The sequence below is a fragment of the Agaribacillus sp. DX54 genome (assembly GCF_056858335.1).
Window position 1 is genome coordinate 171,890 of sequence record NZ_JBXEQE010000003.1, and the last position, 12,332, is coordinate 184,221.

Annotated in this window: 14 protein-coding genes; 11 read left to right on the forward strand and 3 right to left on the reverse strand. The window is 42.7% G+C overall.

Annotated elements, in window-relative coordinates:
* The first annotated feature begins 18 nt into the window (after positions 1 to 18).
* The 5 genes from AC04NP_RS05155 (at position 19) to AC04NP_RS05175 (ending at position 3,228) form a co-directional block, all read left to right on the forward strand.
* Entirely contained in the window at positions 19 to 333 is a 315-nt protein-coding gene (locus tag AC04NP_RS05155; protein ID WP_482858441.1) for a hypothetical protein, read from the forward strand.
* Positions 334 to 551: 218 nt separating this feature from the next.
* On the forward strand, positions 552 to 1,400 hold the full coding sequence (locus tag AC04NP_RS05160; protein ID WP_482858442.1) for a helix-turn-helix domain-containing protein: 849 nt from the start codon (positions 552 to 554) through the stop codon (positions 1,398 to 1,400).
* A 111-nt stretch (positions 1,401 to 1,511) separates the two neighbouring features.
* Complete coding sequence (locus AC04NP_RS05165; RefSeq protein WP_482858443.1) at positions 1,512 to 2,060, forward strand: carboxymuconolactone decarboxylase family protein; 549 nt, start codon at positions 1,512 to 1,514, stop codon at positions 2,058 to 2,060.
* A 19-nt stretch (positions 2,061 to 2,079) separates the two neighbouring features.
* Positions 2,080 to 2,451, forward strand: a complete 372-nt coding sequence (locus AC04NP_RS05170; protein ID WP_482858444.1) for a cupredoxin domain-containing protein — start codon at positions 2,080 to 2,082, stop codon at positions 2,449 to 2,451.
* Between the two features lie 102 nt (positions 2,452 to 2,553).
* Positions 2,554 to 3,228, forward strand: coding sequence for a peroxiredoxin-like family protein (locus AC04NP_RS05175; RefSeq protein WP_482858445.1), 675 nt, complete (start codon positions 2,554 to 2,556; stop codon positions 3,226 to 3,228).
* 20 nt (positions 3,229 to 3,248) lie between these two features.
* Here AC04NP_RS05175 and AC04NP_RS05180 read toward each other — a convergent pair whose 3' ends face one another.
* Entirely contained in the window at positions 3,249 to 3,911 is a 663-nt protein-coding gene (locus AC04NP_RS05180; protein ID WP_482858446.1) for a tetratricopeptide repeat protein, read from the reverse strand.
* Positions 3,912 to 4,047: 136 nt separating this feature from the next.
* Positions 4,048 to 5,004: a phytanoyl-CoA dioxygenase family protein gene (locus AC04NP_RS05185; protein ID WP_482858447.1), complete on the reverse strand. Its 957-nt coding sequence runs from the start codon at positions 5,002 to 5,004 to the stop codon at positions 4,048 to 4,050.
* A 173-nt stretch (positions 5,005 to 5,177) separates the two neighbouring features.
* On the opposite strand from AC04NP_RS05185, the gene AC04NP_RS05190 reads away from it, so the two are divergent.
* The gene (locus tag AC04NP_RS05190; RefSeq protein ID WP_482858448.1) at positions 5,178 to 5,549 is read left to right on the forward strand and encodes a hypothetical protein; all 372 of its coding nucleotides are present in this window, start codon (positions 5,178 to 5,180) and stop codon (positions 5,547 to 5,549) included.
* 27 nt (positions 5,550 to 5,576) lie between these two features.
* Here AC04NP_RS05190 and recQ read toward each other — a convergent pair whose 3' ends face one another.
* On the reverse strand, positions 5,577 to 7,763 hold the full coding sequence (recQ, locus tag AC04NP_RS05195) for a DNA helicase RecQ (RefSeq protein ID WP_482858449.1): 2,187 nt from the start codon (positions 7,761 to 7,763) through the stop codon (positions 5,577 to 5,579).
* A gap of 270 nt (positions 7,764 to 8,033) precedes the next feature.
* Between recQ and AC04NP_RS05200 the strand changes: the two genes are divergently transcribed.
* The 5 genes from AC04NP_RS05200 to AC04NP_RS05220 all read left to right on the forward strand — a co-directional run bounded on the left by AC04NP_RS05200 (position 8,034) and on the right by AC04NP_RS05220 (position 12,329).
* Positions 8,034 to 8,693 carry a TetR/AcrR family transcriptional regulator gene (locus tag AC04NP_RS05200; RefSeq protein ID WP_482858450.1) on the forward strand — a complete coding sequence of 220 codons (660 nt, stop codon included), beginning with the start codon at positions 8,034 to 8,036 and terminating at the stop codon, positions 8,691 to 8,693.
* A 6-nt stretch (positions 8,694 to 8,699) separates the two neighbouring features.
* Positions 8,700 to 9,551, forward strand: a complete 852-nt coding sequence (locus tag AC04NP_RS05205; RefSeq protein WP_482858451.1) for an ABC transporter ATP-binding protein — start codon at positions 8,700 to 8,702, stop codon at positions 9,549 to 9,551.
* Positions 9,548 to 10,249 (forward strand): fluoroquinolone export ABC transporter permease subunit, encoded by a 702-nt coding sequence (locus AC04NP_RS05210; RefSeq protein ID WP_482858452.1) that lies wholly within the window; start codon positions 9,548 to 9,550, stop codon positions 10,247 to 10,249. The genes AC04NP_RS05205 and AC04NP_RS05210 overlap by 4 nt, the downstream gene beginning before the upstream one ends.
* A gap of 4 nt (positions 10,250 to 10,253) precedes the next feature.
* Positions 10,254 to 10,964, forward strand: a complete 711-nt coding sequence (locus AC04NP_RS05215) for an ABC transporter permease (protein WP_482858453.1) — start codon at positions 10,254 to 10,256, stop codon at positions 10,962 to 10,964.
* Between the two features lie 513 nt (positions 10,965 to 11,477).
* A complete protein-coding gene (locus AC04NP_RS05220) occupies positions 11,478 to 12,329 on the forward strand; it encodes a TolB family protein (protein WP_482858454.1) in 852 nt (283 codons plus the stop codon).
* Positions 12,330 to 12,332: the final 3 nt, after the last annotated feature.

Sequence of the window (12,332 nt, forward strand, 5' to 3'; positions counted from 1 at the left end):
ATTCAAAGCTTTTACAAGATGGATAGAGAAAAAACCCATAAAAAGCTACGGTTCATTCCTTTGGCCAAAAATCTCATTTTAAACGCGACGGACTTCTGTAAATCCTCACTGGTCCCCAACCGGTTCGATGAGCAGGTCGACCCAAAAAAAGCAGGAAACTATGATTATATCCGGGTTTTTGCTATCGAGCTACAGAAGCGGGAGGAACCGATACAACTGGCCAAACCAACAGGAAAATATGATGCGGTATTGGGGGCCTGCTATGCCAAAGGAACGGGAAAGATCAAAAGCGCTATCAAAAGAGAAACCGTTTGGGAGGCATACGGCTGTTGAGCCGTTTGGATTCGTTTTCAAAAAAGCAGAAAACCGATGGAAGCCTTATCAACAGCGGAATGAAATTACTAATTTAAACCCCAGGGAATTATTGGTGTAATTTTGGTGTTAGTATCACTGTTTAACCTAAGGTTATTCGGAAATTCTATTTCAGTTATAGTTTGACTTTGCATCATGCTATAACGAATATGTTTTAAACAACATGGAATTCGACTCCCATGCATTTGGAATTTAAAGAAAACAAACTGGACGCAATTTTTCACCTAACCGATGAATTGGAGCACGTCAACAATAATTACTTTTCACAAAACGGACTGATTAACATCCTTTGGAACAGGAGTAACGGAGACATAACGTTCCACATTGATAACATCCCAATCACCCTGAAACCTCAGCAGATCACCACCAGTACCTACCTGCAAAAAGTATCCTTTAAGGGTACGGCCGATGGTTTGGTGGTATTCATGTTCAACCGTGAATTCTATTGTATTCAGGATCATGACGATGAAGTTTCCTGCAATGGCATCATATTTTTCGGCACTCAGGATATTCCTATTATTACGCTGGAGAGCTCCGAAGTCGAAAAATTCGAGACGCTATACCAGGTTTTCCTGGATGAGTTCGGAACGAGGGACAACATTCAGGGAGAAATGTTGAGAATGTTATTGAAGCGTTTGATAATCAAGTGCACCCGCATGGCCAAGAAGCAATTAATTACCAAAGAGCTGCATAATTCAAAGGTTGAAATCGTCCGTCAATTTAATGTATTGGTGGATATTCACTATAAAACCAAAAAACAGGTGAGTGACTACGCTGAAATGCTGAACAAATCACCGAAAACACTTTCCAATTACTTTTTACTGTACAATAAAAAATCACCATTGCAAATCATCCATGAAAGAATTGTATTGGAAGCCAGGCGTTTACTGGTATACACTGACATGACATCCAAGGAAATTGCCTATGAGCTAGGCTTCGAGGATGTGACACTTTTCAACAAAATGTTTAAAAAAATCATGGCTTTCACCCCATCTGATTTTAAAAGATCTCAAAAAGTAGTGAATTAGGGAAAAATTGACAATGCTTAGGGAAATGTGACCTATTACCCGGACTGCTATGTGCCGTAAAATTGTATCAAAAGTTAAATAAACAATTTTAAAACTTTAACAGATACAAAAATGACACAATTTTCAGTTCCTACAAAACAAGAGGTCTCAGCTAATAATCAGGCCATCTTTGACAATCTGCAAAAAGGTCTTGGCTTTGTTCCAAACCTCTATGCCACTTATGCTTACTCAGATACTGCCTTAGGTGATTATCTGGCTTTGCAAAACCGGAAAAGCTCGCTCAAAGCCAAGGAGCGGGAGGTAATAAATCTGGTGGTCAGCCAGGTTAATGATTGTAGATACTGCCAAAGCGCTCACACAGCCCTTGGTAAAATGAATGGTTTTACCGATGATGAAATTCTTGAAATTCGCTCGGGAGAAGCCTCGTTCGACGTGAAATTGGATGCCTTGGCCAGGTTTGTAAAAAACATTACAGTTAACCGGGGCAAACCGGACGGAGAAGTTTTAGAAAGCTTTTTGAATGCCGGTTATACCAAGGAAAATCTGGTGGATGTCATTGTAGTAATCGGAGACAAGATCATCAGCAATTTTCTGCACGGTGCCACAAAAATTCCTATTGACTTTCCAGTGGCACCTGAATTAAAAACACAAACTATTTAAATTTAATATCTCTGAAATCATGAAAAGAATTAAAATTTTATTTGCTGTTGCAGGGCTCTTGGTGAACTTTGCAACTTTAGCCCAGGATCAGGTTAAAACAGTAAAACTGGAACAAACGCCGGGTGAGTTTAAAACTAAAACCTTAAAAGTAAAACCGGGAACTTACGTTTTCGAAGTTACCAACAATGATGTAGACCACGAAGTTGGCTTTGTGCTGGCTCCCAAAAAGGCGAATATTGAAATGGATGACCATATAAAACAGGCCTATCTGTCAAAGACAATCAAAGCGGGAGAAACCGCATCATCGAAAGAAGTGACGTTGGAAAAAGGTGAGTATGTATATTTCTGTCCTTTGAATCCGACACCACAATATACTTTGATAGTTGAGTAACCAAATTGAGTGTGAGTGTGAGTGTGAGTGTGGGTTTGGGGGGCTCACGCTTCTTTTTATTTTTGGTTATTGGGTTTGGGTTGTAATTATTAAATGTGAAAAATGAATGATTATTTGATGAAAGATAGCTCATCGGTACTGAGAGTAGCGCTTGAGGGGAAACGTTTGGAGTGGGAGGCAACAGCTCCGGAGGCGACGAAGGTCATTTACAATGAAGGCGTTTCGGAAGTTCGGGAAAGTGGTATTTTAGAACATGCACTTCAGGTGGGGAGTAAAGCACCGGATTTCAGGTTAACCAATGCTACGGGCAAGGAGGTAGGATTAAGTGAAGTACTTGAAAAAGGACCGGTGATACTTACCTGGTACAGGGGTGGTTGGTGTCCTTATTGTAACATAACTTTGAGGCATCTGCAGCAACATTTGCAGGAATTTAGAAATGCCGGAGCCAGTCTCATTGCCCTGACACCTGAATTGGCAGACAACTCACTGTCGACCCGTGAAAAGCACGAGTTGCAGTTTGAAGTATTGAGTGATACAGGTAATAAGGTGGCCAAAAAATATGGCATTGTTTTCAAGCTTAATGAAGCGGTGGCCAACCTATACAAAGAGGCATTTGATCTGGAAAGTTATAATGGTGATGACAGCCATGAACTTCCGCTGGCAGCAACTTACGTAATCGACAATGAGGGGGTGATCCGGTATGCTTTCTTAGATGCGGAATATCGCAACCGGGCAGAGCCGGGCGATATCCTGGATATGCTCGAAAGATTAAAATGATTTGGGGAGAGGCGATGGGTTTATTTGCTGCTTCGATCCATTTGCTGTAGCAGTTTTAGCGACCTTTTGTTTGAAGGCTCTATGGCCGGAATCCTGTCGACAAGGGTTCTGGCTTTATCTTCTAACCCAATAAAGTAATAACTTCCGGCTAATTGATTAAGCAGATGAATGTTGGCGTTTTCCACTTTTAAGGTGTCTTCCAATGCCATAATGTTTTGAATGACAGCCAATAACCTTAAAGTGGTCCGATCAGCCCGATTGTCTTTTGCGGCATCCCTCAAAAACTCCAGGGATTGTACTAACCGGTTTCGATGAATAAGGCACAATGCTGCAAAACGGGCATATGCAGGGGATGGTTCGTATTTGTAGGCCTTCCGAAAGTAAACAGCTCCCTTTTCAAAGTCCTTCAGACGTAAACAAATGCTTCCTGCCTTAGCATAGAACGACGCCTCATACGGGTGTTCCATAATCACGGCCTCTGCGACTCGCAGTGTATTTTGAAAGTCGTTTTTTTGGTGATAATACTGGTAAAGTTTTTCCATAGCCCGGTCCCAGCTTAGTTGTTTTACTACAAGGGCTCCGGCCAGGGCTTCCGGAATGGTCCGGTGAGCCGTGTCTGTCTTAATTTTTTCATAAAACGGCCAACGCTCTTTTAAGATCCGGATTTCGTAAGTTCCCGACAATGTGTCTACTTACGTCAGGGTATATTCTGCCCGGATATCGGGAATCCGTATTTTGCGCGGGGTGGTGCCGATGATTGTACTGCTAAGCATTGCTGCATAAAAACATTCAGCCATCGTAGCAAAACCTTTGCAGGCTTTACCATAATTGTAAACCTAGCAGTTTTTCCCCCAATTCGCTAAGCTTTGCCCGTCGATACCTGGTTTGCTCCCAGTTTCTCGGATCTCCCGGAAAAGGGTAACCTTCGGGGATGATTCGATCTCGCCACGATCTGACACGCCATTGTCTTAGTTCTTCATTGTCTTGCCGGGCAGGTGTCATAGCAATGTATTGCGCTAATCTGGGCTGATCGGATAAATTAGATCTGATGCCATGAGCCAACATACTGTCCCAAATCAATAAATCTCCTGCCTCGAGGGCAACTTTTTCAATTTCAAACCCACTGATATCAGGTTTAAAAGGATCCCGGTCAGCAGGCTGGGTTTTTACCCATGCGTCAAATTCCCTGTATAAAGCCGGGATACACTGAAAACCACCCATTTGGGGGTCAGTCTGTTGGTTAAGGGCTAAAACACCCTGCACATTCACCGGTTTGGGGTCGAGTGAAGTATCGATATCCCAGTGTATAAAGCTGGGCGTTCCCTGCCGCCGGGGGTGTGGCAGGTTCAAATTGGCTCTGTCTATTGACACCCAAAGGGACTCTGTTCCCCATATATCCACAAAGGCGTCATATACCCTTTGATGCTGGCGGTTGTTCCAGAGGGTCTGATGGTTGTATACCTCTACCATACCGGTGCCCCTGAGCTCAGTCATTTTTATCGCCCGTTTGGTGTTGGTGGTCCGGTACCAGGTCGTACGGTCTTTCGGATCTTTTTCCTCAAACTCCCAGATAAGATTTACTAGGGCTTCAATATTCCCGGTTGGTACCGCCTGCTTCACCACCACATAACCATTGTTTTTCCAAAACTTCCAGTCCTCCTCTGAAAGCACACGCAGCGGTTCATGATGCGGTCTTGTGTTGAAATGATATTTGGAAGTATACGATACTGTGGCATTACCTGGCTGCGCTTTGGAATCCAGTTTTGTATTTCCCATAATTACTAAAGCTAGGTTTATCATTATTTATTATTATTAAGTTCGTTATAAATCAGGAGAAAATCAATGAAACAGCCTCAATCTCCTAAAGAAGCTAAACACGGCGTTCTGATCTCAAACAATCAGGTGAATTGTTTGTTACCTGAGATTGAATTCTTAAAACAAATGAAAACATGATGGTTGCATTGAAGTTAACTTATGCCGCTAACCTGCTGGTGGCCGGGTGGATCGGAATTTATTCCTTGTTTCTCCCAAAAACAGCTATAATCACCGTTTTCAGCAATGCTTACGAACCCACAGAGGTCGTCAGGCTTGTAGGCTGCCTGTGGTTAGCCATTGCATTGTTGTCGGCTTTTGGACTGTGGAAACCCATGATATTTTCTCCGGTTTTATTCATTCAACTGATCTACAAGGGCGGTTGGTTACTATTTGTGGCGACCCCAGCTATTGTTAACGGCTCGCCCTTTCCCAGAGGTATGGCTGTATTTTTTGTGATCTGGGTGGCGGTGTTACCATTTGTCATTCCCTGGAAAGATTGGTTTTAAGGGTAATTTACCTGTTTTACGGCACGATCATACTGAATTTTGTTTTTTCTGATATTCTACAAAACCGATGACCATTCTAATTTGGCCGTAGGTGATCTCCCTGGGCAGACTCTCCTTAATGGGCTTTAATCCAAAGTTTTGATTATTGGCAAGTTTCTGTTGAATGATGTCAACCCGTTTCTGATCCATGACCTCGTTAATTTTAATTTCACCAAACTGAATTAACCTGGCCATATGCGACTCGATCGTGCTGATTGTTAACATTCGATGCGCCGCAATACGCGCGATGCTCATCCCATTTCTAAAACACTGTAAGGTATCCCTGTGTGTATCAGATGGTCCACCGGTGTATTTTCCGGGTTGTTTCGATACAGGTGGCTGATGCCAACTCCCTGAAATACCGTTTTCTTCACAATACTTTTTAATCAGTGCCATTACAGGCCGTCCATACCTGTTTACCTTCACCTGTCCAAACCCATTAATTTTATAAAGTTGCCATTCATGAAGTGGAAGGTAAGTAGCCAGATCCTTGAGGGTAGCATCGGAAAAAATCATGTAAGGCGGAAGATCCTGGGCCTTTGCCCAGTCTTTCCTTAATTGTAATAACTGATCATATAAGGGTTTTTCATAGTTCTGAGTTTCCGGGACCGATTCGGCCAACCAGTTGTTTTGAATCTGGCCCAGCCTCACTTTTTCTCCCTTTTTCAATACCCTCCAACTGGCATCGTTTAGCTTCAAAACCGGATACATCCCCTTTTCCAATTCCAGGTAATGCTGTCTTACCAACTCCCCGATATAGTTTTTCCATTCGTTTTTAGACAAATGCGCCCCCTTCCCAAAGGTTTTTAATTTTCTGTCGTCTTCTTTGATCTTTTGTGACCGCGAACCTCTTAAAAAATCAATCACATAGCTAATACCATACCTTTGGTTGAGCCGGGCCACAGCAGACAGGGCCATTTGGGCAATCACCGTGCCATCGAAAGTTTCAACTGTATTCAAACAGATATCACACCCACCACAGTGATCGGGAAAATCCTCACCAAAATACCGTAGCAGAAACTGGCGGCGGCAGGTGTTTATTTCACAGAATCTTGCCATGGTTTCCAGCTTTTCGGTCATGATCCTGGTTTGGTCCTCGTTCCCCTCTATGGAGATAAAATATTGTAAACGTGCTACATCGCCATAACCGTAGAATAACACCGCCTGACTAGACAATCCGTCCCTACCCGCCCGGCCGGTTTCCTGGTAATAGCTTTCAATATTTTTGGGCAGATCCATGTGAACAACATACCTGACATTGGATTTATCAATGCCCATACCAAAGGCAATGGTCGCTACAATGATTTTAACATCATCCTTTATAAAGTCCTCCTGGTGTTTGTTTTTAACACTTATTTCCAAACCAGCATGATAGGGCTTGGCGGAAAAACCTTCATAAGCCAGTCTTTCAGCCAACTGTTCTGTGGATTTCCGGCTCAAACAATAGATGATACCGGATTCTTCCTTATGTTGGTTCAGAAACTGCAGGAGCTGTTCATATTGTTGGTTTTTAGGCAGAATGTGGTATTGGATATTTTCCCTGTTAAAACTGGAAACAAAAACATTTGGATCGGACAGGTGCAATTTTTCCACAATATCCTGCCTGGTAAGCTGATCGGCGGTAGCTGTAAGGGCCATTACAGGAAATTCCTGCTGAAACAATGCTTTCATCTCACCCAGTTTCAGGTATTCCGGCCTGAAATCATGGCCCCATTGGGAGATGCAATGGGCTTCATCGATAGCAACCAACGAGATAGATTGCCTTTTTAAAAAACTCACAAATGAAGTGTTATCGGAAAATAGCCGCTCCGGAGCGACGTACAACAGCTTAATTTCACCCAGTTCAATTTGCCTCAAAATGGCCTCCTGCTCCCGGTAGTCCTGGGTGGAGTTGATGAATGCAGCCCCAATGCCATGTTGCTTAAGTGCCTCCACCTGGTCCTTCATAAGCGCAATGAGTGGTGAAATGACCAGGGTTATCCCGGAAGCCATCAGTGCGGGTATTTGGTAACAAAGTGATTTGCCCCCGCCTGTTGGCATTAACACCAATGTATCCTTTTTGTGATGGATACTCTCAATAATCGCTTCCTGGTGACCCCGGAATTGGGTATAACCAAAAACTTTTTTAAGTATGTCCTGAGGGCCAGGCTGGGATCTGGTTAAAATATCGGTCATGGCTTTAAAGATAGAAAAAATAAGGCAACCAACCGTACAATAAACATTTGTTACCATTTACAAATGTAAATTAAATGTTTATAAATGGATAGAGGGATTGGCATTGTAACCTATGAAAAATGGAAAAAAATGACAGCACCTGATTAGACGCGTTGAAGTGATGGTTCGAAAACGCAAAAAGAACATAATTAATTCACAAAATATGACCACCCAGTCACTTTTATTAAAAATTTTTTATATTTGTGACCTGGTGGTCATTTTATGGAAACTATGCCAAAAGAAACCTTTCACAAACTCAGTCCGGACAAAAAGAAAAAAATCATAGACCGCTTCCTTCGGGAATTCAGCACCAACAGCTACGATGATGCTTCCCTTACCACAGTCGTGAAATCCCTGGGCATAGCCAAAGGCAGTATTTACCAGTACTTCGCGGGAAAACTCGACTTGTTTCTGTTTTTGCAATCAGAATGTGCCGCTATCAAAGCAAAATATATCGGACACATAAAAAGGGATGATTACCCCGATTTCTGGGCCTATTTCAGGGCCCTTTACCTGGAGGGCCTCAGGTTTGACCTGGAACATCCGCTTGAAAGCAATTTTTTGCACAACCTCGCCAGGCATATTCATGCGCCTTCGCTGAAAGAACTGACAAAGCAATGGTTTGATCAGGTCATTGAAATCATGTGCACATGGATTCAGTACGAAGTGGATACAGGCCATTTCAGGAATGATTTGCCAGTCAAATCCATGGCATTTTTTTTATATACGGTCAGCATCAGTATCGGCGACTACATGCGTACCATGTATGGGCTGAATCTGGAGGAAAATATCAAAAGTGGAAAGCCAGTCTACGGAGAACAGCGAGGCAGAATCCTGATGCGTGCTGTTGACGACTACATTAACCTGCTTCGCAAAACCTTTGAAAAATAAATACCAATGATACAAGTAAAAAACCTTTCATTTACTTACCCAGGCAGCACCCAACCTGTACTACAGGCGCTAAATTTTGAGATTAGCGAGGGGGAAATCTTCGGCTTTCTGGGACCATCGGGTGCTGGTAAGAGCACCACACAAAAAATCCTTTATAAGATACTGCATAATTTCAGTGGGGAAGTTTTCATTCAGGACAAACCCCTGGATCAATGGGGAAAAGGGTATTTTGAGCGCATAGGGGTCGGGTTTGAGCTTCCCAATCATTACCTGAAACTCAGCGGCAAGGAAAACCTGGAGTTATTCTCTTCCTTTTACAAAAAGGAACGCCTGCTGAAAATTCCCGATCTTTTTGAAATGGTAGGACTCCAGGACAGCATGAACAAGAAAGTGGAGGCATATTCAAAGGGTATGAAAATGAGACTGAATTTTATCCGTGCGATCATGAACAATCCGGATATTCTTTTTTTTGACGAACCGACTGCCGGCCTGGATCCGGTAAACGGGCATAAAATAAAGGAACATATCGTCGACCTAAAAAACCAGGGAAAGACCATTTTTATCACGACCCATGACATGGCGACCGCCGACGAAATTTGCGACCGGGTCTCTTTTATCGTCGACGGCAGGCTGCGGGTTACCGAGACCCCCTCCACACTAAAACATCAACACGGCGAAAACAAAGTCAGCGTTGAATCAAAGGATGGAAAATCAGCCGAATTTTCTCTGGAAAACCTGGGAAAAAACCTCCAATTTCTGGAATTCATACAGGAAAACCAATTGCTGAGGATTAACACCATGGAGGCCACGCTGGAACAGGTATTTATACAGGTAACCGGTAAAACACTAAAAGTATGAATGAACTTATCCAACAGATTAAATGGCAGTTTATCCTTCTGCAAAGAAATAATGTCATTACCATAAGTATCGTTGTAACCGCCATTTATGCGCTACTCTTTTTTGTGATAAAAGACCTTGGCAATACTGACAAAATACTGACCCTGTTAATCCTTAACGACCCTGCCATCATCGGTCTTTTTTTTATCGGCCTTTCTGTTATCATGGAAAAAGACCAGCAGGTAGTAGCAGCATTGTTTGTCACTCCTATCAGTTATCACTTTTATCTGATATCCAGGGTGTTGTCACTTTCCATTATAGGCTGGGTATGCGCACTGGGAATGGGCTTCGCAGCCGTTGGCACCTCGTTTCATTTCATTCATTTTTCTGCCGGCGTTTTGGGTATTTGCATACTCTCCTGCCTGGCCGGCGCCTGGCTGGTATGTTATACAGCAGCGTTTATGCGTTTTATGCTGAAATCAATTCCGATTCTGTTGATCTTTGTCAACCTACCACTTCTCAACTACTTCGGAGTCACCGATATCGGTCTTTTTAAAATTATGCCTGCGCAAGGCAGCCTGAACCTGATTGCGGCCTCACATGATACCAGCCTGTCTCTGTCTGCCATCATTTACGGGTACGCGTCCATTGTTTTTTGGATCCCGTTGCTGTACTGGTTGGCTTACCGCACCTTTATGTCCAAAATTGTCAACGTCTGATGCTATGAAACAATTAATTAAAATATCCATGGCCGATTTCAAACTGATATTCAGGGATCCGTCGTTGAGGGTTTTCCTGTTATTGCCCGCTTTGATTTTTGTGGTTATCAATGTTTTTCTTCCATACTTAACCGACAAATATGAGGCAGTCAATGAATATGTGCCTTACGTATTGATTGTAGCCACTATTGAAAATACACAAATGTTCGGGTTTATTTACAGTATGGTTTTAATTGAGGAAAAGGAAACGGAGGTAGCAAGGGTATATGGCGTTTTGCCTGTATCAAAAATCTGGTTTGTGCTGTTCAGGCTTATGATTCCATTTCTGATTACGGTCGTTCTGACCTGGGGCATATTGCTGTTACAGCCATTTTATGATTTATCTGTATTTTTAACTTTACTGTTTTCAATATTATCCGGACTCATCGTCCCTGTTTATTGCCTGGGCATTTCCACACTGTCGGCCAATAAAATGTCCGGCATGGTTTGGATCAAGATTTTCAACATATCGGTGGTATTACCGGTGATCGCCTTTTTTGTGCCTGACAGTTTTTCTCATTTATTCGGGATGCTTCCCACGCACTGGGCTTTTCAGGGTTTAAACAACGTTATTGAAGGTGAGGCGTTTTTTTTCAATGCATTTATTGCCTTTATTTACTTTCTTATCTTGACAACATTTACCGTCCGAAAATTCGCCAGTGTCCATTTTACCTGAGAAGATAATTTATTTTACAGGCGAAAACGGCTGTGCCTCTTCGTGTCTTGATGCCTCCCTGGTGAAAAATGGTGAACCACAAAGGCACCAAGACACCAAGAATTTTTCAAAAACGTTGCACTACAGCCAAGGGACGCTTATGCCTTTCAACAACGAGGGAGCACAAGCGGGACGTGGCTATTGCACTACTTGAGAATTTAGTTGTATTTTCATTCTATCGGGCAAAACCTCTGCGCCTCTTCGTGTCTTGATGCCTCCCTGGTGAAAAATGGTGAACCACAAAGGCACCAAGACACCAAGAATTTTGTCAAAAACGTTTTGCATTGATTTAGTATGTTCGGCACAAGGTAAGGTACTATTTTCAGTTCATCTGGCAATTGTTATCATTTTGACCCTGACTAAAAATCAATAACTTTAACGATCAGTAGGTTTTGGGTACAAATCTTGTGACGACAAGAAAAGCTGAAAGACCTCGTTGACTTTGTAACCTGATAAATAAATGAAGCTCACCCCATGAAAAAACTGTACTCCCGGATCATCATGTTGTTAGCCTTAACAGGATGTACCAGACCCGAATACCTCATTTTTTCATCTGACCGGGATGGCAATTCGAATATTTATAAAATGAAAAATGATGGAAGCACCATTGAGCAACTGACTGGTGACGAATGGAAACAATGGTCACCACAGGTAATGAACAAACATGAAATCAGCTTTCTTGCGCTGGAAAATGGGAAGTTTAAGCGTTACAAACTTCATTTAAAAACCAGGGAGCGACAGGAAATCCGGCAGCCACAGGCATGCACGCTTAAAGATAAAAACAGTATCCTTTCGCCCAATGGAAAATGGCAGGCCTATGTTTGCAACGGAGATATCTATTTGTCAGATATGACCTTTGAAAACACCAGGAATTTAACACAAAACATTAGTTCAAGAGACTTCAGCCCGGATTGGTTTCCTGATAGCCAGCAAATTGCTTTTACCAGCAACCGCGACGGAAACCTTGAAATCTATACCATCAATACAGACGGAACCGGCCTGAAAAATATCAGCCATTCACCCCACAATGAAGCGGCGCCCAAGGTTTCTCCTGACGGCCGGAAAATTCTGTATAGCAGCGACAGGGACGGCAATGGAAACCGGGAAATCTACCTGCACAATTTGCAATCAGGGGACTTGGAAAACATCACTCAAAGTCATAAATGGGAGCTTTTATCCACCTGGAGTAAAAAAGGAAAATACATTTATTACAGCAGCAATCAAGATGGAAATTGGGAAATCTATAAGTACGACCTGAAATCGAAGCAGGCCAAAAATATTACCAATAATCCATCATTTGAAGGGGATCAGCAGGTATTGAGATAGGGA

Excerpts from the sequence above, each read along its gene's own strand:
- AC04NP_RS05155 (WP_482858441.1), top strand. The coding sequence starts at position 19 with ATGGATAGAGAAAAAACCCATAAAAAGCTACGGTTCATTCCTTTGGCC.
- AC04NP_RS05160 (WP_482858442.1), top strand. The coding sequence starts at position 552 with ATGCATTTGGAATTTAAAGAAAACAAACTGGACGCAATTTTTCACCTA.
- AC04NP_RS05165 (WP_482858443.1), top strand. The coding sequence starts at position 1,512 with ATGACACAATTTTCAGTTCCTACAAAACAAGAGGTCTCAGCTAATAAT.
- AC04NP_RS05170 (WP_482858444.1), top strand. The coding sequence starts at position 2,080 with ATGAAAAGAATTAAAATTTTATTTGCTGTTGCAGGGCTCTTGGTGAAC.
- AC04NP_RS05175 (WP_482858445.1), top strand. The coding sequence starts at position 2,554 with ATGAATGATTATTTGATGAAAGATAGCTCATCGGTACTGAGAGTAGCG.
- AC04NP_RS05185 (WP_482858447.1), bottom strand. The coding sequence starts at position 5,004 with ATGGGAAATACAAAACTGGATTCCAAAGCGCAGCCAGGTAATGCCACA.
- AC04NP_RS05190 (WP_482858448.1), top strand. The coding sequence starts at position 5,178 with ATGATGGTTGCATTGAAGTTAACTTATGCCGCTAACCTGCTGGTGGCC.
- recQ (WP_482858449.1), bottom strand. The coding sequence starts at position 7,763 with ATGACCGATATTTTAACCAGATCCCAGCCTGGCCCTCAGGACATACTT.
- AC04NP_RS05200 (WP_482858450.1), top strand. The coding sequence starts at position 8,034 with ATGCCAAAAGAAACCTTTCACAAACTCAGTCCGGACAAAAAGAAAAAA.
- AC04NP_RS05205 (WP_482858451.1), top strand. The coding sequence starts at position 8,700 with ATGATACAAGTAAAAAACCTTTCATTTACTTACCCAGGCAGCACCCAA.
- AC04NP_RS05210 (WP_482858452.1), top strand. The coding sequence starts at position 9,548 with ATGAATGAACTTATCCAACAGATTAAATGGCAGTTTATCCTTCTGCAA.
- AC04NP_RS05215 (WP_482858453.1), top strand. The coding sequence starts at position 10,254 with ATGAAACAATTAATTAAAATATCCATGGCCGATTTCAAACTGATATTC.
- AC04NP_RS05220 (WP_482858454.1), top strand. The coding sequence starts at position 11,478 with ATGAAAAAACTGTACTCCCGGATCATCATGTTGTTAGCCTTAACAGGA.